Source organism: Pseudomonas sp. yb_9, from assembly GCF_043103635.1.
In the GTDB taxonomy this organism is placed as follows: Bacteria; Pseudomonadota; Gammaproteobacteria; order Pseudomonadales; family Pseudomonadaceae; genus Aquipseudomonas; species Aquipseudomonas monteilii.
In genome coordinates this window covers 84,955-109,155 of record NZ_JBICKA010000007.1, presented here as the reverse complement: position 1 = coordinate 109,155, position 24,201 = coordinate 84,955, and the positions used below count along the sequence as shown (strand labels likewise).

General features: G+C 62.9%; 20 protein-coding genes and 1 pseudogene. 15 read left to right on the top strand and 6 right to left on the bottom strand.

Features of this window, described 5'->3' with window-relative positions; translation table 11 throughout:
- Nucleotides 1–8 precede the first annotated feature (8 nt).
- Nucleotides 9–1,070, top strand: coding sequence for an NADH:ubiquinone reductase (Na(+)-transporting) subunit F (locus ACF8MI_RS02035; RefSeq protein WP_060497194.1), 1,062 nt, complete (start codon nt 9–11; stop codon nt 1,068–1,070).
- Nucleotides 1,071–1,145: 75 nt separating this feature from the next.
- Nucleotides 1,146–2,045: a transporter gene (locus tag ACF8MI_RS02030; protein WP_182408420.1), complete on the top strand. Its 900-nt coding sequence runs from the start codon at nt 1,146–1,148 to the stop codon at nt 2,043–2,045.
- Nucleotides 2,046–2,119: 74 nt separating this feature from the next.
- Here ACF8MI_RS02030 and ACF8MI_RS02025 read toward each other — a convergent pair whose 3' ends face one another.
- Nucleotides 2,120–2,818, bottom strand: coding sequence for a pirin family protein (locus tag ACF8MI_RS02025; RefSeq protein WP_200928437.1), 699 nt, complete (start codon nt 2,816–2,818; stop codon nt 2,120–2,122).
- A 174-nt stretch (nt 2,819–2,992) separates the two neighbouring features.
- Between ACF8MI_RS02025 and ACF8MI_RS02020 the strand changes: the two genes are divergently transcribed.
- The gene (locus tag ACF8MI_RS02020) at nt 2,993–5,506 is read left to right on the top strand and encodes a UvrD-helicase domain-containing protein (protein ID WP_200928436.1); all 2,514 of its coding nucleotides are present in this window, start codon (nt 2,993–2,995) and stop codon (nt 5,504–5,506) included.
- A gap of 7 nt (nt 5,507–5,513) precedes the next feature.
- Here ACF8MI_RS02020 and ACF8MI_RS02015 read toward each other — a convergent pair whose 3' ends face one another.
- Entirely contained in the window at nt 5,514–10,388 is a 4,875-nt protein-coding gene (locus ACF8MI_RS02015) for an NEL-type E3 ubiquitin ligase domain-containing protein (RefSeq protein WP_325076035.1), read from the bottom strand.
- Between the two features lie 182 nt (nt 10,389–10,570).
- Between ACF8MI_RS02015 and ACF8MI_RS02010 the strand changes: the two genes are divergently transcribed.
- From ACF8MI_RS02010 to ACF8MI_RS01995, 4 genes are all read left to right on the top strand, one after another.
- On the top strand, nt 10,571–11,497 hold the full coding sequence (locus ACF8MI_RS02010) for an alpha/beta fold hydrolase (RefSeq protein ID WP_060497189.1): 927 nt from the start codon (nt 10,571–10,573) through the stop codon (nt 11,495–11,497).
- Between the two features lie 75 nt (nt 11,498–11,572).
- Entirely contained in the window at nt 11,573–11,992 is a 420-nt protein-coding gene (locus ACF8MI_RS02005; RefSeq protein WP_200929443.1) for a VOC family protein, read from the top strand.
- Complete coding sequence (locus tag ACF8MI_RS02000) at nt 11,989–12,768, top strand: alpha/beta fold hydrolase (protein WP_060497187.1); 780 nt, start codon at nt 11,989–11,991, stop codon at nt 12,766–12,768. Before ACF8MI_RS02005 ends, ACF8MI_RS02000 begins: the two co-directional genes overlap by 4 nt.
- Before the next feature lie 116 nt (nt 12,769–12,884).
- Entirely contained in the window at nt 12,885–13,766 is an 882-nt protein-coding gene (locus ACF8MI_RS01995) for a sterol desaturase family protein (protein ID WP_104834534.1), read from the top strand.
- Here ACF8MI_RS01995 and ACF8MI_RS01990 read toward each other — a convergent pair.
- Nucleotides 13,749–14,435, bottom strand: coding sequence for a helix-turn-helix domain-containing protein (locus ACF8MI_RS01990; protein WP_060497185.1), 687 nt, complete (start codon nt 14,433–14,435; stop codon nt 13,749–13,751). The two genes, ACF8MI_RS01995 and ACF8MI_RS01990, sit on opposite strands and share 18 nt — an antisense overlap.
- Nucleotides 14,436–14,628: 193 nt before the next feature.
- Between ACF8MI_RS01990 and ACF8MI_RS01985 the strand changes: the two genes are divergently transcribed.
- Nucleotides 14,629–16,308, top strand: a complete 1,680-nt coding sequence (locus tag ACF8MI_RS01985; RefSeq protein WP_060497184.1) for an MFS transporter — start codon at nt 14,629–14,631, stop codon at nt 16,306–16,308.
- A 128-nt stretch (nt 16,309–16,436) separates the two neighbouring features.
- Here the strand turns inward: ACF8MI_RS01985 and ACF8MI_RS01980 are convergent, their stop codons facing one another.
- Together ACF8MI_RS01980 and ACF8MI_RS01975 are read right to left on the bottom strand one after the other, a co-directional pair.
- Nucleotides 16,437–17,006: a hypothetical protein gene (locus ACF8MI_RS01980; RefSeq protein ID WP_104834535.1), complete on the bottom strand. Its 570-nt coding sequence runs from the start codon at nt 17,004–17,006 to the stop codon at nt 16,437–16,439.
- 35 nt (nt 17,007–17,041) lie between these two features.
- A complete protein-coding gene (locus ACF8MI_RS01975; RefSeq protein WP_060497182.1) occupies nt 17,042–17,428 on the bottom strand; it encodes a VOC family protein in 387 nt (128 codons plus the stop codon).
- Between the two features lie 146 nt (nt 17,429–17,574).
- Here ACF8MI_RS01975 and ACF8MI_RS01970 point away from each other — a divergent pair, with 146 nt between their 5' ends.
- Together ACF8MI_RS01970 and ACF8MI_RS01965 are read left to right on the top strand one after the other, a co-directional pair.
- Entirely contained in the window at nt 17,575–17,760 is a 186-nt protein-coding gene (locus ACF8MI_RS01970) for a hypothetical protein (protein WP_060497181.1), read from the top strand.
- 147 nt (nt 17,761–17,907) lie between these two features.
- Entirely contained in the window at nt 17,908–18,813 is a 906-nt protein-coding gene (locus ACF8MI_RS01965) for a LysR family transcriptional regulator (protein ID WP_200929441.1), read from the top strand.
- 49 nt (nt 18,814–18,862) lie between these two features.
- Here ACF8MI_RS01965 and ACF8MI_RS01960 read toward each other — a convergent pair.
- Nucleotides 18,863–19,126 (bottom strand): annotated as a pseudogene (locus ACF8MI_RS01960) (hypothetical protein); the annotation flags it as partial.
- A gap of 92 nt (nt 19,127–19,218) precedes the next feature.
- On the opposite strand from ACF8MI_RS01960, the gene ACF8MI_RS01955 reads away from it, so the two are divergent.
- From ACF8MI_RS01955 to ACF8MI_RS01935, 5 genes are all read left to right on the top strand, one after another.
- Nucleotides 19,219–20,568, top strand: a complete 1,350-nt coding sequence (locus ACF8MI_RS01955) for a hypothetical protein (RefSeq protein ID WP_200929440.1) — start codon at nt 19,219–19,221, stop codon at nt 20,566–20,568.
- Between the two features lie 134 nt (nt 20,569–20,702).
- A complete protein-coding gene (locus ACF8MI_RS01950) occupies nt 20,703–21,299 on the top strand; it encodes a paraquat-inducible protein A (protein ID WP_060497180.1) in 597 nt (198 codons plus the stop codon).
- Nucleotides 21,296–21,925 carry a paraquat-inducible protein A gene (locus ACF8MI_RS01945; RefSeq protein WP_060497179.1) on the top strand — a complete coding sequence of 210 codons (630 nt, stop codon included), beginning with the start codon at nt 21,296–21,298 and terminating at the stop codon, nt 21,923–21,925. The genes ACF8MI_RS01950 and ACF8MI_RS01945 overlap by 4 nt, the downstream gene beginning before the upstream one ends.
- Complete coding sequence (locus ACF8MI_RS01940) at nt 21,925–23,565, top strand: intermembrane transport protein PqiB (RefSeq protein ID WP_060497178.1); 1,641 nt, start codon at nt 21,925–21,927, stop codon at nt 23,563–23,565. The genes ACF8MI_RS01945 and ACF8MI_RS01940 overlap by 1 nt, the downstream gene beginning before the upstream one ends.
- Nucleotides 23,566–23,576: 11 nt before the next feature.
- The gene (locus ACF8MI_RS01935; RefSeq protein WP_060497177.1) at nt 23,577–24,113 is read left to right on the top strand and encodes a membrane integrity-associated transporter subunit PqiC; all 537 of its coding nucleotides are present in this window, start codon (nt 23,577–23,579) and stop codon (nt 24,111–24,113) included.
- Nucleotides 24,114–24,201: the final 88 nt, after the last annotated feature.

The window sequence follows — 24,201 nt, the reverse complement described above, 5'->3', positions numbered from 1 at the left end:
ATGCCGCCATGAGCTATCAAGTCACCATCGAACCCACTGGCGAACAGATTGAAGTGGAGGAGGGGCAGACCATCCTCGAAGCCGCCTTGCGCCAGGGCGTGTGGCTGCCGTTTGCCTGTGGCCACGGCACCTGCGCCACCTGCAAGTGCCAGGTACTGGAAGGCGAGGTCGACCTCGGTGCCGCTTCGTCCTTCGCCCTGATGGACATGGAACGCGACGAGGGCAAGGTACTGGCCTGTTGTGCCATCCCGCAGAGCGACCTGGTCATCGAGGCTGACATCGACGTCGACCCGGACTTCGCCGGCCTGCCGGTGCAGGACTACCACGCCGTAGTCACTCGGCTGGTCGAACTGTCACCGACCATTCGCGGTGTGCACCTGAAACTCGACCGGCCGATGGCCTTCCAGGCCGGGCAGTATGTGAACCTGCAACTGCCTGGAATTGAAGGCAGTCGCGCATTCTCACTGGCCAACCCGCCCCAGCAGGCGGACGAGGTGGAACTGCATGTGCGCCTGGTGGAAGGCGGCGTGGCCACCGGGTACATTCACCAGCAGCTCAAGGTGGGCGACGCGCTGGCGCTGTCCGGCCCGTACGGGCAGTTTTTCGTGCGCAGCTCCCAACCGGGCGACCTGATTTTCATCGCTGGCGGCTCGGGGCTTTCCAGCCCGCAGTCGATGATTCTCGACTTGCTGGCGCGTGGCGATACCCGCCGCATCACTCTGTTCCAGGGCGCCCGTACCCGTGCCGAGCTGTACAACCGCGAACTGTTCGAAGCGCTGGCTGCCCGCCATGCCAACTTCAGCTATGTGCCAGCCCTCAGCCAGGCTGCCGAAGACGCGCAGTGGCAGGGTGTGCGCGGTTACGTGCACGACGCCGCCAGGCAGCATTTCGAGGGCCGCTTCAACGGCCACAAAGCTTACCTGTGCGGCCCGCCGCCGATGATCGACGCGGCCATCACCTGCCTGATGCAGGGCCGCCTGTTCGAGCGCGACATCTTCATGGAGCGCTTCTACAGCGCCGCTGATGGGGCGTCTGAAGGCCAGCGCTCGGCCCTGTTCAAACGCATCTGACCCTTTGACGCCTGGCTCCCTGGCCACAGGGGGCTGGCGTGCACCCGACCGATAACAACAAAAAAGGTTGACCCGATGACTCCGACCCTTGCAAACCTGCTGCGCCTTGCCGTGTGCGCCTCGTTGTTCGGCGCTGCCAACCTGTCCCATGCAACCGAAGGCGGCGGCACGTCCTACCCGCTCGGTGCCGAAAACTACATGTCCGGCGCCATGCCACCGCCGGGTTTTTATGGCCAGCTGTTCGTCAACCACTACGAAGCCGACAACCTGCGTGGCAACGACGGTCGCAAACTGCCGGTGGACTTTCGTGTACGCGCCAATGCCATTGTGCCGCGGTTGATCTGGGTAAGCGATTACACCGTGCTGGGTGGCAGCCTGGCGCTGCATGCCATCGTACCGCTGGTAGACCTGAAGGTATCGCTCAACGGCCAGTCGCAGCATAACAGCGGCCTGGGCGACGTGATCTTCGGCCCGGCGCTGGGCTTTCACCACAGTGACAAGTTCCATAGCATCCTGGCCTTCGACATGATTGCCCCCACCGGGCGCTACGACAAGAACGACCTGGCCAACCCCGGGCGCAATTACTGGGTGTTCGAGCCGGTGTATGCGATGAGCTACATCGACCCGGCCGGGCTCAACCTGGATGCCAAGGTGATGTACGACTTCAACCGGCGCAACCCGGCCACCGATTACCGTTCGGGGCAGGAGTTTCATGTGGACTATGCCGTGGGATGGGGGCTTGGCAATGGCTGGGTGCTGGGGGTAGGGGGGTATTACTACCGGCAGACGACTGACGACCGCCAGGACGGTGAGCGTATCGAAAACAACAAGGGGCGCAGTTTTGCCATCGGCCCGTCGATCAAGTACAGCGGCAAGGATGGCTGGTTCGTGACGGCGAAGTGGTCGAAGGAAACCGAAGTGCGCAACCGCGCCCAGGGTGATGCCTACTGGTTGAAGCTGACCTTGCCCTTCTGAAAGGGGGCTGCTGCGCAGCCCATCGCCGGCAAGCCAGTGCAGGCATTACAAGGCTCCCTGCACTGGCTGATTCATCAGGCCACATCCACCAGCACGATCTCGCTGTCTTCGATGGCGGTCACCCGCAGCACTTCTTCCTGCTCGATTGCCACGCCATCACGTGCCTTGGCCCGCAACCCGTTGACCTCTACCAGCCCCTTGGCCGGCACCAGGTAACCCCGGCGTGCGGCATCGAAGCGGTACTCGGCGGTTTCCCCAGCTCGCAAGGTGGCAGCCACCAGCCGCGCATCGGTGCGAATCTGCAGGCTGTCTTCATCGCCCACGCGGCCGCTGGCCAGGGTCACGAAGCCTTCACCACGTTCGCCTTTGGGGAACGGCCGAGAGCCCCACTGCGGTGCTTCTCCGGTGCGCTCCGGCACGATCCAGATCTGGAAGATGCGTGTGTCGACGTCCTCCAGGTTGTACTCGCTGTGCACGATGCCGGTACCGGCGCTCATCACCTGCACGTCACCGGCTTCGGTACGGCCCTTGTTGCCCAGGCTGTCCTGGTGGCTGATCGCGCCTTCACGCACATAGGTGATGATTTCCATGTCGCGGTGCGGGTGCGGCGGGAAGCCGCTGCCGGCTGCGATCAGGTCGTCGTTCCATACCCGCAGGTTGCCCCAGTGCATGCGCGCCGGGTCGTAGTACTCGGCAAACGAGAAATGGTGGTGGGCGTCGAGCCAGCCATGGTTGGCGTGGCCGAGGCTATCAAACGGTCGCAGTTTCAGCATGATGGTGCTCCTTGAATCAGTGGAATGACGCCATGATGCGCGAAAAAAACATCGAAAATAAGCGTAAATATAGGCTTAAAGTAATCAGTTTAATAGATGTGATTTCTGTTGGCCTTTCTTCGCTTCATCGCCTAATCCACTGATCTGCAAGCATTCGCTGGCGATTTTCCTTCGATGCAGCGAACATGCCCGCTGATTTTGTTTTTCAACGGAGTGACCGTGGCCCACGAGCAACCCCAGGCCCCCGCCGACCTTACCCCGCCCGCCCAACTGCCCTGGTTTCGTCGCCTGGTCGCCCGCCTGCTGGGGCGTGGCCTGACCCGCCTGCAGGCTCAGCACCGCGACTCATGGTTCCTGGGGCACGCCGAGGGCCAGCGCAGTGGCCATGCCGAGGCTGAGCGTGAAGGGTTTGAGCGTGGACGGATGGAAGGCTATGAGGCCGGGCGCCAGGTGCTGGTGATCCGCGACTCCCGTCCAGACACCGCTGGTGTGCCGGGCCGGGACGATAACCTGTTCGACGACTGGCGCCTGCCGTTGACGGCCGAGCTGAAAAAGCGCTTCAAGGCCGATGTCGCCCAGCGTTTGCCCGCCGAGGCCCAGCCCAGTGCCGCACAGTGGAAGCTGATTTTCAGCGACACCCCGTCCACCTGCGTGGTGGCTGGGGCTGGCGCGGGTAAGTCCACGTCGCTGGTGCTGCGCATTTTGCTGCTGCGCCATTACCTGGGGTACGAGCTGGATGCGATGACCGTGGTCACCTTCACCCGCGAGTCGCGCAAGGATTTCATCAAGCGCCTGCTTCAAGTGTTTGCCCTGTGGCAGATCAATCTGCAACCGGTGCAGGCCCGCGAACTGGTGCGTACCTTCCATTCGCGCATCCTGCCGCTGGTGCGCAGCCTGCCGGGCTTCGACCAGGTGCGCGCCTTCGAGACGCTGGGCAACGAGATGCCCGCCGGGCGTGAGGCCGAGGCCGACAGCAACCCGTTCGACCTGCGCCTTAACGATGCCCAGCGTCAGCAACTGAACCAGTGCTACAGCAGCTTGCTGGGCGAGAGCCCGCGTTTTGCCGAACTGGTCGGCCTGTTGCGCAGCGAAGCGTTGCAACTGAAACCACTGGACCCGAACAACCCCGATGTGCAGAAGCGCGCACAGGTAACGCAGCTGGCGGCCCAGCGCGACGAAGAGCTGTGCGATGTGATCGAGGACCTGTGGTTCGCCGCTGGTGCCTGGCCGATCAAGGGCATCGAACCCTGCCGCGAAACCGTCGACATCCGTGGCAGCCGCTTCCATGTGCATGGCCGGCTGGAAGGCCAGGGGCCTTGGGTGGTGCTGGGCTTCGACCCCGCAGAAAGTGCCCAGTACCAGCGCCCCGGCGCCAAGCTGGCAGTGCGTGCCGAGTGGGCGGTCAAGCGCACTTTGTTGCAGGCCTTCTGCGACCGGCCGCTGATTTGGCTGGACAACTACGCCATGGCCCGGCGCCTGGCGGCCTCGCTGGCGGGTGATGCCGTGGCTGGCCCGGGGTTCGAGTACAAGGTCAAGGGTGAGCTGGCCCCGGCGCCACTGCTGGATGCCTTTGTCGGCGCGGCCAATTTCATCGAGAACCTTGGCCTGGACGTAAATAACGCAGTGGCGGCGATGAGTTTCCCGTCCGGCGACAGCGATGCCTTGTTCTTCGAGGCCCTGGCCCTGTACTGGAAAGCCCTGGAAGCGCACCTGCTGGACCAGTCGCCACCGGTGATGAGCTACAACCGCATGTTCGCCCTTTTTGGCGAGAACAACCCGGAAAACCTGCAACTGCTGCCCGACCCGCTGCTGCGGCCACTGGCGCACCTGATGATCGACGAGTTCCAGGACGTGTCGCCGCAGATTGTCAGCTGGCTGCGTGCCTGCCTGGCCGAAATACGCCGACGTGGCCCGGCCATGCACACCGGGCGCCATGCGCAGCATTCCTCGCTGCTGTGCGTGGGGGACGACTGGCAGTCGATCTACGGCTGGCGTGGCAGTTCGCCCAAGTATTTCATGGAGTTCACCAAGGCCTTCCCGTCGCCGGCCAACACCCGGGTGATGCTGGTCGACAACTACCGCTGCCAGCAGCAGGTGATCGACGCGGCCGAGCATCTGGTCAAGGGCACTCCGGCGATTGCCGGCAAGAAAGCCCGGGCCAGTGGCCCCGCAGCCGAGCTGCCGGGTTCGCCGGTCAAGGTGTTCGACCGTGACGAGGCCGCCTTGGGCGAAACGCTGATCGAGCACTACCAACGGGGCGAGACGGTGATGATGCTTTACCGCAAGGGCAGCGACAGGGCCTTGATGAACGAGCACCTGCAGAGCGTGCTGCACGCCGAGGCGGCATTGCCGGCCGAGCAGCGCCGACTGCGTCAGCTCACCTACCACAGTGCCAAGGGTTTGCAGGCCGATGCGGTGTTCATGTTGGGCGACTGCCAGTACCTGACGAGTTCGCCTTACAAGAACCAGGTGTACCGCCAGGCCGGGCTGGGCAGGGCCGGTGATGCGCAGGCGTTCGATACGGCGCAGAAGGAAGAAGTGCAGCGCCTGGCCTACGTGGCGGTGACCCGCGCCGTGCAGCACTGCTACTGGCATGTGGAGGCCGCCAATGGCGAAGCGGCGGCCCCGCGGGCGTCCAGCCAGGTGGATGGCCGGCAGGCCTTCTTCGAAGACCTGCGCGGGCAGTGATTACCGCTTAGCCGCCGAGGGTTTGCGCCTGGCGAGTGAGGCTGGTCAGCAGGCCGGTTTCAACCTGTTGCTGCTCGGCAGTCAGCACGTCCACCCCTTGGCGGTACTGCTGCTCGTTGATCGAGACGCGACGCAGCACTCCTTGAGCACTCAATGGGCTTTCAGGCATGACGCCGGCCAGCGCTCGTAGAACAGAACTGTCCAGGGAGGTGACCGGGTCGGCGGTTTCATCCAGGCAGTAGTACAGGTAGTCCAGGCCCGGCCGCCAAAAGTCGGTGATCAGGCTGAACTGTGCCGCATGCTCACGTTTCAGGTACTCGACCCAACCCGGCTGCTGGTTCAACCATTGTTCCCGCGCGTTGGCATCCGTATCCAGCGCCAGGACCGCAGCTTTCACTCGGTCGATGATGGTCTGGTTGATCCTGGCTGTGTCGCGGTACAACATGCCTCGGCTTGGCTCAGGATAGTCCAGCGCGGTGGCCAGAGACTGGCGCAACGCCAGGCGCACCTCGATATCGTCCACCAGCCCCGTTTCCAGGTCGAAGTCCGGAAACGCGGAGGGCTCGTCGAGCACATCGTAAGCGGGAAGATCTTCATCGAAGACGCCATCGAGCAGCGCCTGTTTGCGCAAGGATCTTTTCCAGCTGATGCGGTCGGCCAGTTGATTGACCTGGTCGCGTCGGTACAGCTTGCGATACAGCCTCAGCAGATCGGTGGGTCGGCTACCGGCACGGCCTGCGGCTTCGTGGGCCAGTACCTCTATTTCCAATGCGCTGAAAGCGTCGGCGCCTGCGTCTCCACAGGTTGGGGGGAAGTCGCCCGCCACGGTGGCCAGGCGCTCACGTAGCTCGGTGTCTTCAGCAGCCTTCTCCAGCAAGTCCCAGACACGTTCGCTCACGGTTTCGGCATCGCGCAGCGCTTCTGCCGACTGGGCGAGACGCTCCAGTACCCCTAGCAACGCCGCGTTTTCACCTTGGTCGAACAAGTCGCTCCACAGTTGCTCTTCGGCATTGCTCGCGTCGCCACGGAAAATGCTTTGCCACTGTGGCACGTCCTCTGCGTGTTCGAATACGTTGACGCCACTGCTGCCCAGGCGTGCACGTGTCTGGGCTTCCAGCGTGTTGTAGTTGAACAGCCAGCGGCGCTTAGGCAGGCGCGCGGCGACGTCACGGGCGAAGGGGGTACGCAGCACCCTTGGCAGGTCTGGCAGTGTGCGAATGCGGTTGGAGGAGAGGTTGAGATAGCGCAGTTGGTACTGGGGCTGGCTCATGAGGGTGGTCAAGCTGTCGGGCCATTGCTGCAGTTCGCAACGCTCGAGGTCCAGGTGGCTGAGGCGGGCCATGAAGCGCAGGTCGGGTGGCTGCTGCAATGGGTTGCCGGGCATGTGCAATACCATGGGGTGAATCATGTCCTGAAAACGGGCTGCGAGGGTTTCATCGAGTGTGATCTGATTGTTGCCCAGGCCCAGTGCATCCAGTGGCAAGCGCGCAAGGAAACTCAAGCTGGCGTCATCAAGTTGCAGGCGGTTACGGCTGAGGCCAAGTATTCTCAGGCCGGGCATCGCCTCTATGGCTTGTTGGGCAGTGGCTGTAAGGGCAGTCAAGCCATTGCTTGTCAGGCCCAGCTCGCGTAGCCGTGGCGCAGACTTGAGCGCCTCGAACAGTGTTTCGGCGTCCATGTCGGGGTTGCCGATGATTTCCAGTTTTTCCAGGTTAGGGAAGTTTGACAGCAAGCCGCTGTCCAGGCGCCGCAGTTGCAACCCTTCAAGCGTCAGTTGCCGGATATGCGGCATGCGAGCAGTGAACGTTGGCAGCGCTTCCAGCCGCATGCGGTCCAGCACGAGTGCCTCGCGTTGCGCGCCACCTTCACGCCGGGAAGCACTCATCAGCCGTTCGGCGCATTGCTGGCGATCAAAGCGCTCTTCCAGCGAAGCTGAAGCGTTGGCCCAGCGGTTGAGGTCACGGCTGAGGGTACGCTGTTCTGCTTCCAGCCGACTGATGGCGATACCCAGGTCGCCCCCTTGGGCAAGATCAGCTTGCAGCGCACTGATTTGCGGGCTACTGAGTTCGGGGTAGAGTGCTCGAAGGCGGCAGGCGGCGGGCAGGCCCCGACCACTCAAAGGGTAGCCAAGTTGGCCGTTGGCCATGCGCAAGGGGGAGCGGAAGCTCGGCTTGACGGGCTGTTGGCCAAGCAGTGAGGCGCAGCGCTGGCGATCGGCGAGGGCAAGTTGCAGCAACTGGGCCGAGTCAGCCTGTGGGTGCTCGGCTTGCAGGGCCTGTTTCAGGCGTTGGCTGTCATCGTTAGCCAGGCTGCGCCTGAACATGCCGAGGATGGCGCGGTCTAGCCGCGCACGGGCTTGCAGACGGCGGGCTTCTTCGGCAATGCGAAGCGGCACCCGTCCGTTTGTCAGGCTTAGCCGTTCGGCGTTGCTGATGTTGGCCAGTAACGCTTCAAGCGCACTGTCCGGCAAGCCGGGAAACTGCCGGGCGAGGGGGTGGGCGGCTGGGGGGAGGACGGGCCGGCGGCTTTGCTGCAGGCTGCTGAACAACGCCTCGCGATGCGCTTCCAGATGTGTCGCGAGCGCGTTGTTCAAGGCAGAAGATCGTTGCTCGGGCGGTGTGTCACCCAGCAGTCTCAGCGAGACTTCTTCATCCATTTGAGCCAGCACGGTCTGGCTCAGTTGGCCATTTTCCAGGTCGCTGCGGGTGACTTCGATTTCTATTTGCCCCGTCGAATGGGGCGGGCCGTAGCGCATAGACTCGCCCCAGGGTTCTGGCCCTTTGTAAACCTTGAGTACAATCCCCTCAGACCACCCCGGCAGGCGCAGCAGTTCAGGTAAGACAAAGTCCTTGTACGCTGCCAGCGGCAACCCATGGCGTACGCGATCGATGATCTGTCGAGCCTCGTTGTCGAGTTGCAGGCGTTGCAAGGTGTCGATCAACAGGGCGGGTGGGCGTGAGCCTGTTGCCTGGTTACGGCGTAATACACTTTCATCGGTACCGGTACTGCGCATGGCGTAGTCCAGCTCGCTTTTGTCCAGGCCAGTGGTGTAGTTGCCCAGGCGGCTCATGAGTTGCTGGTGGTCCCATTCCAGCGGTTGTTCATGGTCGAGTTGCCAGCGAGCGTCACCCTGATGCAACAAGCGCGGCGCATAGGCCTGTGCATCCTCGGGGTGGCGCACGCGCCATTGTTGCTCGGCGTCCTGAAACACTTCGTATAGCGTCCCATTCAGCTTCAGGTAGGTCTTCCCATCGACGTGCACATGGCCGAGCGAATCGGGTTGAACTCCCTCAGGGATAGCCGCTGGGCTTGCATACGGCTTCATGTCGGGGTGCCAGAGCACCTCCTGATCGTCGTGCCACACACTCGTCAGTGCATCGACGAAGCCTGATGCCTGAACGATCTTGGCGCCTACCGCAAAACCGGCGATGACCGCCGCATTGATGGCCAATGATTCCAGTTGCACCAGCGCTTGCTGGGTATCGCCTTCTTCCCAGGCCTCGAACCCGGTGAACACAGAACTCATCAGGTCGTAGGCGAAAACACCAAGCATGACGGTGTTCAGCCCGGGCACGAAGAACGCAGCCACGTTGAGCACAGTCATGCCGATATCGAGCCAATGCTTCAGGCGCTCGTTGCGGGCCTTGGCGTCTACGTCGGCAGTGGGGACAGCAATGATTTTCGCGTCGGCCTTCATGCGCGCAAGGTGCGCGTTGTACAAGGTGGCCCAGGGATCGGTGCGGATGGGCGAGGGGGTGAAATGGAGTACAGGCTTGTGTCGGGGTCTGTGTATGCCTGCATCGTCCTTCTCGAACAGCGCGTTCTCCAGTTTGTCGGCCAGCTCCTGTTGCCTGTCCTTGTAGGCGAAATGGACCAACGCACGACGGAATGTCCTCTGCAGCAAGCGTCTGCGCAGGTGCTTGCCTGCTGCCTGGAGTGAGGCAAATTCCCTGACCGGGTGCTCGTTGTCTTCAGGTATGTAAACAATGCACGGGTTTATCTGGCTAGGCTCGTCGGGCCCGATGAAGAGGATCTCGTGGATGGGGATACCGAACAGGCTGAAGTTCCAGCAGCGCAACGGCTGTTCATCATAGGTGGGCCGGGGCTTGCCATCGCATAACTGAATGAGCGCATTGCCCCCGCGGTCGCTCAGCAGGCCTTTGAGCTTTGCGATCAGTGCCTGCACCCTCAAAGCTTCACGGCTGGCTTGAATCGACAGGCGCTGGACTTCAGCGCGGTTGGCGCCCTCATGGGTTGCCAGCAGGTGATCTTGATAGCGCTGGCCCAGGTCCAGTGCCCGACAATGCTTGACGAAGTCCGCCATCGTCAGCCCTGGCAAAGGGGTTTCGCTGCCTGGTGCACAGGTGAGCCTGCTGTAGGCGCCTACTTCATCCAGGCTTTCGAAGTTGTGCAGGGCCGCCTCCAGCAAGCTACGTGCTTGCGGCTCGCCCATGGGGCGGGTGGCCAGCACATCCACCTTCCGGTCAGGAAACAAAGGCACTTCCAGGTCAGGAACGCCGGTCCAGATATCGGCATCGGCTTCAAAGGGCTGAAAGACATACTGCGCCCTGTCTACGGGCACACTCACATTCAACTGCTTGGTTAGCAGAGGCGTGCTGAATGTGATGATGTCCTTGAAGCCCGCAAGAGCTGCCTTGAGTTGCGCCAGGCATTTGTTTCGCGCCTTGATGGCGTTGCGCAACTGCTCGCGCGCGGGCGCATCGGCAGTGGCATACCATGGGTAAGGGGTGCCATCTTCAGCCAGATAGTCCCTGCGCAGGCTTTGCACCACTTTTTGCGTGTGTGCGGGGTGTAGCGCCTTGCTCCATTTGGGCAATGCACGGGTTATCTGGTTTTTATGCAGCGGCGTGGGGGTTGTCATGGTCATGACCTCTTGCGTAGAGGGGATAGTCCACACTCATCAAGGCGCCGTGGTGCGGTAGATAGTTGTCGGTAGCGGTCGGTCTTGCGCATGCGTGTGTCGGTGAGGGGCCAGCAGCAGGGGGAGATCTGCGAGAGGGTGGAGGCAGGCCATGGCGCAGGCTTCAGCCAAGGAGAGTTGCAATGCGTTCGCTGTGCAGTCCGAAAGACCACCTGCTAGACCTTGATGGTATTGAAATAGCGGTCCGCACCTGGGGCGCCGAAGACGGTATTCCCGTATTGGCCTTGCATGGCTGGCTGGACAACGCTGCCTCGTTCGAACGCTTGGCACCGATGCTGGACGGTTGTTTCGTGGTGGCCCCCGACCTGGTTGGTCACGGCCGTTCGGACCATCGCCGCCGCGACAGTGGCTATTACCTCTGGGAGCATGCCGAAGATATGCTGGCGGTGACCGACAGTCTGGGGCTGGCGCAGTTCCATGTGCTGGCCCACGGCATGGGGACCGGGGTGGCATCGCTGCTGGCGGCCATGACCAGCGGCATTGCCAGCATGACCTTCCTCGACGGCATGGGGGCACCGTTCACGGTGGCCGAGGATGACCGCGTGCAGCACCTGGCGCGGGCCTACCGGCTCAAGCGCATGGTGCAGCGCAGCCAGCTGCCGGGGTTTGCCGAGCCAGACCCCGGCCGCTTCGACGACCTGGACACCGCCCTGGCGCAACGCCGCGAACGCCTGGACACCGAGCTGTCGGAAGGTGCCGCACGGCTGCTGGCGCTGCGCGACCTGCTGCAACTGGGCGATGGCTACTGCTGGCGCCACGACCCGCGGCTGGTGCTGCCCGAACCGATGCCGCTGACCGAGCGCGAAGCCTGCGAACTGCTCAACCAGATCAGCTGCCCGTTGTACCTGCTGTTTGGTCGCCAGGGGGCATTCACCGGCGAAGCCTTTACCCGGCGCGAGGCCGCCTTGCCTGGTCAGGCGAAGATTTCGTGGCACCCGGGCGGGCACCACTTCCACTTGGAGACCCCGGACCGGGCGCTGGTCGACCAACTGTTGCGCATCCTGACGCGGCATGAAGGGCGCGTGCTGCAACGGTTGGTTAACGAGTAGCTGATTCTGGTCACGCCGGGCGAAGCTGGGCTATGGTGGCGAACGTATTCGCGCACACGGAACAAGGAGCCCGGCATGCGACCGTTCGCTATCAAGCACATAGACCATCTTGTTCTGCGCGTCAGCGACCTGCCGCGCAGTGTTGCCTTCTACACCGAGTTGCTGGGTTGCGCTGTCAGCCGCGTGCGCGACGACCTGGGCATGGTGCACCTGGCCACGGGCACGGCGATGATCGACCTGGTGACCCTGGACGGCCCGCTGGGCCAGCCAGGCGGGGCGGCACCGGGGGTGGAGGGGCGCAACCTGCACCATTTCTGCCTGCGTATCGAGCCGTTCGATGAGGTGGCATTGACGGCCTACCTGGAAGCCGCCGGGGTCAAGGTTGAGCCCGCAGAGAAGCGTTATGGTGCCGAAGGCGAGGGGCTGTCCCTGTACTGTTACGACCCGGATGGCAACCAGGTCGAGTTGAAGGGGCCGGTGCCGGCGGCGGTATGAGCGCACTGCACAGCCATGAGCATTGGATCGACACCGCCCAAGGCAGGCTGTTCGCTCAGGAGTGGGTACCCCTGCAGGTGCAGGGGGCGCCCATTGTCCTGCTGCATGATTCGCTGGGTTGTGTGGCGTTGTGGCGCGACTTTCCGGTGCAGTTGGCCCACGCCACCGGGCACCGGGTAATCGCCTACGACCGCCTGGGCTTTGGCCGGTCCGACGCACACCCGGGCAGGTTGCGCCTGGGGTTTGTCGAGAACGAGGCGCAGCAAGGGTTCACGGCGCTGCGCGAGTACTTTGGCATTACCGATTTCATTGTCTTCGGTCACAGCGTTGGCGGTGGCATGGCCGTGGCCTGTGCGGCGGCCTTCGCCAGCCAGTGCGTGGGGCTGATTACCGAGTCGGCGCAAGCGTTTGTCGAAGCGCGTACCCTTGAGGGCATTCGTGCCGCCGATCTGCGGTTTGCCGCGCCCGGCCAGCTGCAACGGCTGGAGCGCTACCACGGCAGCAAGGCCGAATGGGTACTGCGCGCCTGGGTGGACAATTGGCTGGCTGAGGATTTTGCCGAGTGGAACCTGGATGCCGTGTTGGCGCAGGTCCGCTGCCCGCTGTTGAGCCTGCATGGCGATAACGACGAGTTCGGCTCGCCAGTGCACCCCGAGCGGCTGGTGGCGCTGGCGGGTGGGCCGGCGGCGATGCAGTTGCTGCAAGAGTGTGGGCATGTACCGCATCGGGAACAGGCTGAGGGGGTGCTGGCAGCGGTCGTGCAGTTTTTGCGGTAACGCTGTTCTTGAAGTGGACGCCGGTTCCGCGTAGCGGCCAAGCATGCGCCGTTCTTTCAAGCGCCCACCTTGCCTAAGGCCTAACACTGGCGGCTCCTGACTGACTGGAGTCGCCCATGCGCACCCTGTATGCCCCACTGTTCTTCTTTGGCTTCATTGCCGCCGCACTGTCACTGGCAGCCCAGCCGTTGTGGCTACTGCCCCTGCTGGCCAGTGCCGTGTTGCTGTCATTTATCTGCGAACGGCTCATCCCCTTCAAGGTTGTCTGGAATCAGGTACAAGGCGAGGGGCGACGTGACCTTTGCCATGCGCTGGTCAATGAATGCCTGACCCTCTGCAGCGTGGCGACCATTCCGCTGCTTGCCACCTGGCTCCCGGGTACGGGGCTTTGGCCTGATCACTGGCCGTTGGCCCTGCAGTTGCTGCTAGCCATTGCGCTGGCCGATCTGGGCATCACCCTGGTGCATTACGCCAGCCACCGCAGCCCGCTGCTGTGGCGGCTGCATGCGGTGCACCACAGTGTCACGCGCCTGTACGGTTTCAACGGCCTGATGAAGCATCCTCTACACCAGTTGCTCGAAACCCTGGGCGGCACCTTGCCGTTGTTGCTGCTTGGCTTGCCCGTCGAGGTGGCATCGCTGCTGGCGTTCAGTGTGTCTATCCAGCTGTTGCTGCAACACAGCAACGTGGACATGCGCATTGGCGGCTTGCGCCATGTGTTCGCCTGGGCGCCGGTGCATCGCCTGCATCACCTGAAGTACGGCAGCACTGGCGACGTCAACTTCGCGCTGTTCTTTCCGCTCTGGGACCGGCTGCTTGGCACGGTCCTGTACCTGCCAGGCTATGCGCTCGCGGACGACGACATGGGCATCGGGGATCGGCCCGACTATCCGCAGGCCTACCTGGCGCAATTGCGCGAGCCGTGGGTGAACGGCGATGCTCATTCACCTGCGGTATTGCCAGCGGGGTTGTGTCAGGCGTTAGCCGACCGTACGTAGACGCAATCCGCACAAGGCGGCCCGGGGGCTGAGGCCGAACTGCCGGCGAACGCTGCGGGTGAAGTGGGCCGAGTCGGCAAACCCTGCCGCCAATGCCGCTTCGGTCAGGCTGGCGCCGCTCAGCGCCCTTTGCATGGCCACACGCAAGCGCTGCCACAACACCAGCCGCCGCACCGACAGCTTCAGTGAACCGCTGAACAGGCGCTCCAGCTGGCTGATCGACAGCGTCGCGGTACTGGCCAGTTCCCGGGCCGGCAAGGCTTGCTCATCGAGCGCGCGGATGCGCTGCAGGGCTTTTCCCAGGCGGGGGTCGAGCCGGCGGCGCGGCCAATGCCCAAGGCTTTCTGCCAGGTGTTCTGCACGGTTGCCCGCGTGCTCGCAGGCCAAGGCAAGTTCTGCCAGGTCGAATGCCAGCGGCTCGGCGAACAGGGTAAGGCACGGTAAGCCATGACTGAGGATGGCATGAGGTTGCTGCGAGGCAATCAGCACCTGCGGGCCGCTGCAGATCTGCTCGCCCACGCGCACCTCGATATCGGCGCCGAGGCCGACAAGCACCTGATGCGCGTAGTGCACATGACGGTCGGTCGTGCCGAGTGTAGAAAGCAGCAGGCAGTGATCGTCAGCCAACCAGATATCGCCTAGCCAGCCCGGTGTAGCCGTATTGTTCATGCTGCCCTCCGCAGTGCGGCCAGGCGGGTGGATATCCCGCCAAACCCGATTATGCTTCAGTTACCTTGCTGCGATCCGAGGCGGCCTGCCTCGTCGTGCTTCGCGCAACCAAAGCAAGCCCCAGGGCCTGGGTGCGACGGTGAAGTGGTTGTGAGGTGCTCCGGCCTGCATGAAGACATGACGGAGGCAACCCATGGCGGTTTTCGACAGCACATCCACGGGCAGTAGCGCGCCCCAACGCGGTATCTCCCGGGAGGAGCGCAAGGTCATCTTCGCCTCTTCCCTGGGCACGGTGTTCGAATGGTACGACTTCTACCTGTACGGTTCCCTGGCGGCGATCATCGCCAAGCACTTCTTTGCCGGGGTCAATGAAACCACCTCGTTCATCTTCGCCTTGCTCGCCTTTGCTGCCGGGTTCGCCGTACGGCCATTCGGTGCCATCGTATTCGGCCGCCTGGGCGACATGATCGGGCGCAAGTACACCTTCCTCATTACCATCGTGATCATGGGCCTGTCCACCGCTGTCGTCGGCCTGCTACCTGGCTACGCCGCAATCGGTGTGGCCGCGCCGATCATCCTGATCACCCTGCGCCTGCTGCAGGGCCTGGCACTGGGTGGCGAGTACGGCGGCGCGGCCACCTACGTGGCCGAGCATGCACCGAAGGGGCGGCGCGGCTTTTTCACCGCCTGGATCCAGACCACAGCCACCTTGGGGCTGTTTCTGTCGCTGCTGGTAATCATGGCGTGCCGCACGGCCATGGGGACCGAGGCCTTCGAGGCCTGGGGCTGGCGGGTGCCATTCCTGCTGTCGATCCTGCTGCTGGCGATTTCGGTGTACATCCGCATGCAGCTCAACGAGTCACCGGTGTTCATGAAGATGAAGGCCGAAGGCAAAGCCTCCAAGGCACCTCTGACGGAGTCGTTCGCCCGTTGGGACAACCTCAAGGTGGTGATCATGGCGTTGTTGGGCGGCACTGCTGGCCAGGCCGTGGTGTGGTACACCGGGCAATTCTATGCGCTGTTCTTCCTGTTGCAGATGCTCAAGATCGAGCCACAGACGGCCAACCTGCTGATTGCCGGCTCGCTGCTGATCGGCACGCCGTTCTTCATCTTCTTCGGCAGCTTGTCTGACCGCATTGGCCGCAAGAAGATCATCATGGCCGGCTGCATTATCGCTGCGCTGACTTATTTCCCGATCTTCAAGGCGCTGACCGAATACGGCAACCCGGACGTGTTCGTTGCCCAGGAGCAGAACCCGGTGGTGGTGGTGGCAGACCCTGGCCAGTGCGCGTTCCAGTTCGACCCGGTGGGCAAGGCCAGATTCACCAGTTCCTGCGACATCGCCAAGAGCCTGCTGGCCAAGCGCGCCATTCCCTACACCAACGAGGCGGCCGAACCTGGCAGCGTGGCGCAGATCCGTATTGGTGAGCGGTTACTGCCGAGCTTTGAAGGCAGGAGCATGGCCGCAGCGGACTTCAAAGTGCAGAGCGAGGCGTTTACTGCAACCTTGAGTGGTGCATTGAAAGAGGCGGGCTACCCGGAAAAGGCTGACCCGGCGAAGATCCACTACCCGATGGTGCTGTTGCTGCTGACCCTTCTGGTGATCTACGTGACCATGGTCTACGGCCCGATTGCCGCCTGGCTGGTAGAGCTGTTCCCGGCGCGTATCCGCTACACCTCGATGTCGCTGCCTTACCACATCGGCAACGGTTGGTTCGGCGGCTTCCTGCCGACGGTTGCGTTTGCCATGGTGGCGGCGACCGGGGATATCTATTACGGCTTGTGGTACCCGATCGTGATTGCCGTGATGACGGCGGTACTGGGGATCTTCTTCATGCCAGAGACCAAGGATCGGGATATCAGCCATACCTGAGATTAATGGGTCGCCTGCGCGGGCCCTTTCGCGGGCAAGCCCGCACACAGGTACAGTACAGCTTTCAAGTCCTGGGCTGTACCTGTGGGAGCGGGCTTGCCCGTGAAAGGGCCGGAACAGGCTATCAATCAATCGAAATAGCCACGCAAGCCAAAGGCATATCCGGTATCCACATCAGCAGCCTGACCCCGACTCCAGCGCTTCTTCAAAACAAACTCGAACGCCGGCTCGTACACACCGTCCCGCACCAGTGCCCCCGCCAGCACCTCCACGTCATACCAGCCATTGTCCAGCTCGATGATCGGCCGCCCCGGCACCTGGTAGCGAGCCATCAGGTCGCCCAAGGTCTTGGGCGTGAAATGCTGCAGGATGCGCCAGGTGTACAGCATCAGCGCACCGTGCTCCACCCGCAACACGTAGCCATTGCGCCGGTGCTTCAGGCGGCTGCCGGGTTCGCGCAGGGCCGGGGTGTAGCCATCGAGGGTGAAGAGGATGCGATAAGGCAGGTTGTCGACCCCGGCCAGCGGCAGCACGATGCCTTCGCGTACGGCCTGGTCGCCACTGTCGTCATGGGTGAATGCATAGGCAAGGTCGTCGGGCAGCTCATGTTCCTGTTTGAAGCGTTCGAGCAGCTGGATATCGCCAAGCAGAAAGTAATCGACCAGGTCGTTGAGCACTTCGCTGAATTCGTGGCGCATCTGTTTTCCTTGTTGTTGCGCGTGAGGGTGGATTATCAGTGCTTCTGGGCAATCTGGATCAGGTTGCCACACGTGTCATCGAACACGGCCACCGTGACGGGGCCCATGTCGGTGGGGGTCTGGGTAAACTGCACGCCCGCCGCGCACAGCCGGGTGTATTCGGCCTGGATATCGCGCACGCCGAACGAAGTGGCAGGAATGCCGTCTTGCTTCAGCGCGGCCTTGTACACCTTGGACGCCGGGTGCGCGTCGGGTTCCAACAGCAGCTCGACACCGTTGGGGTCGTTGGGCGAAGTGAGGGTCAGCCAGCGGTGCCGGCCCATGGGGATGTCATGCTTGGGCTCGAAACCGAGTACATAGTGATAGAAGGCCAGGGCCTTGGCCTGGTCGTCGACGAAAATGCTGGTAACCACGATCTTCATTGGCGCACTCCGTATCGCTGAGGCCGTTGGGTATCAGTAAAGACGTTCAGAGATTATTGGCCAGTGGCCGGGTTTCCAGATGGGGTACCGGGTGAGCGGACGATAGAGTCTATCTGGCAAGTTCACCCAACCCAGGAGTAACGTACATGCAAGATGAACCGAAAGCCGAATTGCCAGGTAACGCTGAACAACAGACGCTGGAACATGTGGAGTCTGAAGTGAAACTCTCCAGGCGCAAGCGTGGCGTGGCCCCTGTCGTGGGGATGCCATGTGAATCAGGGTACAAACTTGTTGGGGATGACTGTGCGATGGCGAATATAGACTTCGAGTGATCCGGTGGGGGCTTCAGGTGGCCCCCCTCAAAAAACCTGCTCAAGCCATAGGTAAATCCTTTATCACCCAGCCCCCATTCGCCAGCGCCCAGGGTTAAAGTGTCAGCCATGATCCCTGCGTGCCCATCGGGCACCAAAGAGGTACCCGTGGCTGCCTATACCCTGCGACAACTCAAGTACTTCGTCACCACCGTGGAGGCCGGCAGCGTTGCCGAGGCTTCGCGCCAGCTGTACATCGCCCAGCCGTCCATCTCCACGGCCATCAAAAGCCTGGAGGAAAGTTTTGGTGTGCAGCTGTTCATCCGTCACCATGCCCAGGGTGTGTCGCTGACGCCCAGTGGCAAGCGCTTCTACGCCAAGACCAAGTCGCTGCTGCAGATGGCCCATGAGTTTGAGCAGAACGCCCTGGCCGACAACGACACCGTGGCCGGGCAGATCGACATCGGCTGCTTCGAAACCGTGGCACCGTTGTACCTGCCGCGGCTGATTGCCGGCTTTCGTCAGCGTTACCCGGGCGTGGATATCCGGCTGCGCGACGGCGAGCAGCAGGACCTGATCCAGGGCCTGACGGCCGGCACCTTCGACCTGGCATTTCTCTACGATCACGACCTGGACGGTACCATCGAAGCCGAGCCGCTGATGCCGCCGCAAAAGCCCTATGTGCTGCTGCCGGAAAACCACCGTTTTGCCGGCCAGGCCCAGGTCTCGCTGCGCGACCTGTGCCCGGAGCCGATGATTCTGCTGGACGTAGCCCCCAGCCGCACCTACTTCGTCAGCCTGTTCAACGAGATGAGGCTGACGCCGAACATCGTTTTCAGCTCGCCGTCGATCGAGATGGTGCGTGGCATGGTCGGGCAGGGCTTTGGCTTTTCGCTGCTGGTGACACGTCCGCATTCGGAATACACCTACGACGGCCAGCGCCTGGCCATGCTGGACATTGCCGAGCCGGTGGCGCTGTCAGGGTTGGCGGCGGCGTGGTTGAAGCGGGTGCAGCTGACCAAGCCTGCACAGCTATTCGTGGAGTTCTGTAGGGAAGAGCTGGCGAAGTTCTGAGGCCGGCACGCCATGCCGCCTGATTCAACGGCATGGCGTGCCAGGGTGGTCAAGGATTGACCTGATAGCCGCGGCCTTGCAGGCAGCCGCTGTAGGCACTGGCATGGGCCTGGGTTTTTGCTTCGTCCTGGCCGCGCCTGTCCTGGCACCGATCCTGACGCTGACGCATGCCACCGACTGCGGCACCGGCGGCAGCCACTTCGCCAGCGCGGTTTTGCCGGTATTGCTGCTTGGCATCGTCACTGGCCCGGTCATACAACGTTTCATGCTGGTTGCCGCGCACTTGCGCGCCCACTGCACCGGCAGCCGCGCCGCGTACCTGAAAACAATAAAGGAGTCTCTGTATCCGCCGTGGATAAATGCCCGGCACGATACCAGGTGTGCAGCCGATCAAGGAGATCATCGATGAACCAGCCCCATGGAACACTCGCCACACTGGCCATGACGGCCACGCTGTTCAGCCTCGCTGCCCAGGCCGGTACCTATCCGGACTATGGCTATGCACCACCCGACAGCTACAAAGGGCCGACATTTACCCTCAGCCAAAGCTACCCGACGTCACCACCCAATGGCGTGCCGGCGTTCTTTGCAAAGCTGCCTGACAAGCGCGACAACAACTTCGAGACATGGCGCCCGTACATGGAGGCGGCGAAGCGCTATTGCCTGGAGGGTAACGTCGAGGCTGACTGGTATGTGCAGCACAACAGGATTCGGCAGTGGTACCACATGCCCTGGCAGCATTACGGGCCGCTGGGGCGTGAGGGCATACACGGGCTGACCAAGGAGGCGCAGATCCAGGTCAAGCAACTGGCCAGCACGCAGACAGCGACCGGCCAGACCTATGCCGTGGGTATCTACAACGACATTGGCGCCTACACCCTTGGGCAAGTCTGGAAAGACCCGAACAACCCGGACCCCAGCCATACCGCCCAACCCAACAGCTTTACCAACGGTACGGTGGTGTGCAAGGCGCTGTTCGCCGACATCGACCGCAGCACGGTGCCGTTCCTGGCCAACCCGGTACTGTGGCAGGGCTATATCACGGACACGTTCACCTCGGCCAACCGCAAGCTCAAGGACGTGGCGCTGATCCAGATGGACGTTGCCGTGCGCGACACGCGCATTGCCGAAACCGGGTGGATTTTCGGTACGTTCCAGTACAACGGGGCCATGAGCGGCAAAGCCAGCTGGGACAACCTGGTACCGGTGGGTGTCATGTCGGGCAACGACCCGCAGGTCACCGGTAATGAACACACCAACCCTGAGCCCACCCAGACCCGGATCAACAAGGCGCTGCAACAGACGGCCATCAACGCCAATACCCGAGAGCTGCCGCCCACCCACCTGGGGTGGAACGGCCGCCTCAACGGGCCGGTGGACAACCCCAACAGCTCCTGCCTGAGCTGCCATGCCACCGCCGAGGCGCCGCAAGTGGCGATCATGAATCCGCTGTTCCAGTCCAACCCGCCATCTCCGGGTTCGGACGAGTGGATGAAGTGGTTCCAGAACATACCGGCAGGGCATGCCTTCACCCCGGGTACGCAAAGTACCGACTACAGCCTGCAGATGTCCGGTGGCATGGTTAACTTCTACCAGTGGAAGTGCGACATGAGCGGTATCTATGCGGACGGCAGGAATGCCTGCGCCAAAGTTGCCAGCATGAAGTTGAAGATGGCCACCCCGGGTAGCGCCGCGCAGCAGCAGCCGGTGCAGCGTGTGATACGTGACCCGAGCCTGGAACAGTTGCTGGAGTAACCCTGTGCAAACCTCCGGGTAGCACGTGCCCGGAGGTTTCACGACAAGGTGCGCATGCACCGAACGCATTACGGTTTTCCCGTCTAGGCTTGCTGACGTAGCTGTGCCCTGCAGGCCTACCCGCGGGAGCCAACATGACCCAGCCCCAAGGTCTGATCATTTGCGAGTACTGCGACACGGTGTATCACCGTGCGACGCTGCGCAAGCATCAGCGCGCCCTGTGCCAGCGCTGTGGCGGCGTGCTGTACCGGCATACGTCCTTGACCCTTCAGCAGAGGCTGGCACTGAGTGTGACCGGTGGCATCCTGCTGGTGTTCGCCAATGCCTACCCGGTGATGACCATCGGCATGCAGGGGCTTACCCATTCGGCGACGTTGTGGGACTCGGTGCAGATCCTCAGCCACGGCAGTATTACCTTCATCGCCCTGGTCATGGCGCTGTCGATCATCGTTGCGCCGGTGCTGCAGATTGCCGTGTTGTGCTGGGTGCTGAGCTTTGCCCTGGCTGGTCAGCGTGCCCCCGGCTTTGCCCTGTGCATGCGCGGGCTGGAGAGCCTGCGGCCCTGGAGCATGCTGGAGGTGTGCCTGCTGGGGGCGATGGTGGCGGTGATCAAGCTGGCCGGGTTGCTCGATGTGATCCCGGGCATCGGTTTGCTGGCCCTGGCCGCGCTGAGCATGCTGATCATTCATATCGCCGGCAAGGACATCCGCGATTTATGGGAGCAGGTATGACTGCCCCGGCCAGCGCTGACGACCTCGGCCTGTGCCTGTGCCATGGCTGCGGCCAGGCGTGTGACCTGAGCAGCGGCGCGCAAACGTGCAACCGCTGTGGCGCTGCCATCCATCGGCGCAAGGCCAATGCCATCAGCCGCGGCTGGGCGTTTCTGCTGGCCGCGCTGGTGTTTTACATCCCGGCGAACCTGCTGCCTGTCATGCACACCGAAATGCTCGGCAGTGGCAGTGAAAGCACCATCGGCGGTGGGGTGCTGGAGTTCTGGGAGGCGGGGGCCTGGGACATCGCACTGATCATCTTCATTGCCAGCGTGGGTGTGCCTGCCATCAAGTTCTTTTCGCTCGGCCTGCTGCTGTATACCGCCCAGCGTGGTTCCACCTGGGCCTGCCGGCAACGGTCGCAGCTGTACCGCTTCGTCGAGCTGATCGGCTACTGGTCGATGCTCGATGTCATGGTGGTGGCGCTGGTGGCGGCACTGGTGCAGTTGCGCGGGCTGGGCACCATCGAGCCACGGGTGGGCATCCTGTTTTTCGGCATGGTGGTGGTGCTGACCATGTTGTCTGCAATGAGCTTCGATCCACGCCTGATCTGGGATAGCCATGCCAACGAGGGGAGGCCGCACTGATGGGGCAACAGACTGACGAACGTGAGGGGGTGGGGCAGGTTGAAGTGCGCACCCGACGCTGGAGCGTATCGCTGGTGTGGATCGTGCCGATACTGGCCATCCTGATCGGCGCTTCGCTGGTGGTGCGCAACTGGATGCAGCAAGGGCCGGTCATTGCCATTTCCTTCCACACAGGGGAAGGGCTGGTGGCGCACAAGACCCAGGTGAAGTACCGCAGCGTGGTGATTGGTGAAGTGACCACGGTGGAACTGGCCGACGACAGGAAGAGCGTGGTGGCCAAGGTGCAGTTGTCGGACGATGCCCGTTCGTTCGCCACACAGGGCGCGCGCTTCTGGGTGGTGCGCCCGCGCATCGGCGTGGGTGGGGTGTCCGGGGTGGACACGCTGCTTTCGGGCAGTTTCATCGGGGCTGACTCCGGCGAGTCGAACGTGCCGGAAAAGGCCTTTGTCGGCCTTGAACTGCCGCCCCCGATCACATTCGACGAAAAGGGCAAGCGTTTTACCCTGACTGCCAGCGACCTTGGCTCGCTGGACGTGGGCTCATCGATCTACTACCGCAAGATTCCAGTGGGTGAGGTGGTGTCGTTTGCCCTGCAGGACGATGGCAAGGGGGTAGAGATTGGCGTGTTCGTGCAGGCACCCTATGACAGCTTCGTCACCACGGATAGCCGCTTCTGGAACGCCAGCGGCATCGACATGCAGATTGGCGCCAACGGCCTGAAGGTGGATACCGAATCGCTGTCATCGATCCTGGTGGGTGGGCTGGCTTTCGGCTCGCCTGATTTTTCCCCCCAGGCCGAGGCTGCTGCCGACCAGGCCCGCTTCCAGCTGTTTGCCGACCGCGACACCGCGTTGGCACCCCCTAATGGCCAGGCGCAGTATTTGCGTTTGCGCTTCGACCAGGCCATGCGCGGCCTTTCGGTGGGTGCGCCGGTGGAGTTCAAGGGCGTGGAGTTTGGCCGGGTTACCTCGGTCCAGCTTGACTACGATGCCGCCCGCCAGAGCTTTCCGGTGGTGGTCGATGCGGTGATCTACCCGCAACGGCTGGGGCCGGTGCACCGCAAGATGCTGTCGGTGTTCAAGCACGCCGAGGGCGATATGGATGGGGCCAGGCGGTTGATCGGCACCTTCGTCGAACATGGCCTGCGGGCCCAGGCGCGCAGCGGCAACCTGATCACCGGGCAGATGTTCATTTCCCTGGATTTCTACCCGGATGCCCCCAAGGTCGCCTTCGACATGGCCGCCAACCCCATCACCATCCCCACACTGCCGGGTAGCCTGGAACAGTTGCAGGAGCAGTTGCAGCGGGTGGTCGAGCGCATTGCCAAGCTGCCGCTGGAAAGCATCGCCGGCAACCTGGACGGCAGCCTTCGAGAATTGCGCGCCAGCCTCAAACAGTTCAATGGCCAGACGCTGCCGGACGTGAAGGTCGCGCTCGATGAAGTGCACAAGACCCTGCGCACGGCCAACTCGGCCATTTCCGAAGGTTCGCCACAGCGCGAGCGGATGGGCGAAACACTGGATGAGCTGGAGCGCATGTCGCGTTCGCTGCGTGACCTCGCCGATTACCTGGGCCGGCACCCCGAGTCGCTGATTCGCGGGCGGCCAAAGGCGGCCGGCGCCGAAGCGCTTGAACCCTGAGGAGACAGCCGATGCAACGACTGCGCAATGTGTGTGTGGCCAGCCTGCTGGTGTGGCTCGGGGGCTGCAGCAGTACGCCGAACAACTACCACACGCTGATGGCGAGCGAGCCGGTGCGCGACAGCGGGCAGCGCATCCAGGTGACCCGGGTGGTGGTGCCGCCGCAGGTGGACCGCCCGCAACTGGTGGTGCGGCAGGGCCAGAGCGGCCTGGCCATTCTTGAAACGGAATGGTGGGGCGCCAACCTGGTGGATGAATTTCGCAGCGCCTTGCAGGACCAGTTGGGCGGGCCGGCGGCAGGCAGCAAGGCGGCACTGCGGGTGGATGTGCAGCGCTTCGATACGGTGCCGGGCCGCTATGCCTCGCTGGAGGCCGTGTGGCGCCTGAAGCAGGCAGGGCAGGCCGAACTGACCTGCCGCACGTCGGTGCAGACGGCCGCGGACAACAGCATCACCAGCCTGGTGAATGCGCACCAGGCCAACCTGCGCAAGCTGGCCGAGGCGGTGCGGGGGAGTGCCCGGAAAGGCAGTTGCGCTGCATCGGTATGAGTCCCACGCGGGCGGCGCGCTGGCATCCTGGCTTCAGGACTGTGTGGCGCGGCGCAGCGGCACTTCGCGCAGCAGCCAGGACAGTGCA

Coding starts and splice junctions, on each gene's coding strand:
- ACF8MI_RS02035 (WP_060497194.1), top strand. CDS start 9: ATGAGCTATCAAGTCACCATCGAACCCACTGGCGAACAGATTGAAGTG.
- ACF8MI_RS02030 (WP_182408420.1), top strand. CDS start 1,146: ATGACTCCGACCCTTGCAAACCTGCTGCGCCTTGCCGTGTGCGCCTCG.
- ACF8MI_RS02025 (WP_200928437.1), bottom strand. CDS start 2,818: ATGCTGAAACTGCGACCGTTTGATAGCCTCGGCCACGCCAACCATGGC.
- ACF8MI_RS02020 (WP_200928436.1), top strand. CDS start 2,993: ATGCAGCGAACATGCCCGCTGATTTTGTTTTTCAACGGAGTGACCGTG.
- ACF8MI_RS02015 (WP_325076035.1), bottom strand. CDS start 10,388: ATGACAACCCCCACGCCGCTGCATAAAAACCAGATAACCCGTGCATTG.
- ACF8MI_RS02010 (WP_060497189.1), top strand. CDS start 10,571: ATGCGTTCGCTGTGCAGTCCGAAAGACCACCTGCTAGACCTTGATGGT.
- ACF8MI_RS02005 (WP_200929443.1), top strand. CDS start 11,573: ATGCGACCGTTCGCTATCAAGCACATAGACCATCTTGTTCTGCGCGTC.
- ACF8MI_RS02000 (WP_060497187.1), top strand. CDS start 11,989: ATGAGCGCACTGCACAGCCATGAGCATTGGATCGACACCGCCCAAGGC.
- ACF8MI_RS01995 (WP_104834534.1), top strand. CDS start 12,885: ATGCGCACCCTGTATGCCCCACTGTTCTTCTTTGGCTTCATTGCCGCC.
- ACF8MI_RS01990 (WP_060497185.1), bottom strand. CDS start 14,435: ATGAACAATACGGCTACACCGGGCTGGCTAGGCGATATCTGGTTGGCT.
- ACF8MI_RS01985 (WP_060497184.1), top strand. CDS start 14,629: ATGGCGGTTTTCGACAGCACATCCACGGGCAGTAGCGCGCCCCAACGC.
- ACF8MI_RS01980 (WP_104834535.1), bottom strand. CDS start 17,006: ATGCGCCACGAATTCAGCGAAGTGCTCAACGACCTGGTCGATTACTTT.
- ACF8MI_RS01975 (WP_060497182.1), bottom strand. CDS start 17,428: ATGAAGATCGTGGTTACCAGCATTTTCGTCGACGACCAGGCCAAGGCC.
- ACF8MI_RS01970 (WP_060497181.1), top strand. CDS start 17,575: ATGCAAGATGAACCGAAAGCCGAATTGCCAGGTAACGCTGAACAACAG.
- ACF8MI_RS01955 (WP_200929440.1), top strand. CDS start 19,219: ATGAACCAGCCCCATGGAACACTCGCCACACTGGCCATGACGGCCACG.
- ACF8MI_RS01950 (WP_060497180.1), top strand. CDS start 20,703: ATGACCCAGCCCCAAGGTCTGATCATTTGCGAGTACTGCGACACGGTG.
- ACF8MI_RS01945 (WP_060497179.1), top strand. CDS start 21,296: ATGACTGCCCCGGCCAGCGCTGACGACCTCGGCCTGTGCCTGTGCCAT.
- ACF8MI_RS01940 (WP_060497178.1), top strand. CDS start 21,925: ATGGGGCAACAGACTGACGAACGTGAGGGGGTGGGGCAGGTTGAAGTG.
- ACF8MI_RS01935 (WP_060497177.1), top strand. CDS start 23,577: ATGCAACGACTGCGCAATGTGTGTGTGGCCAGCCTGCTGGTGTGGCTC.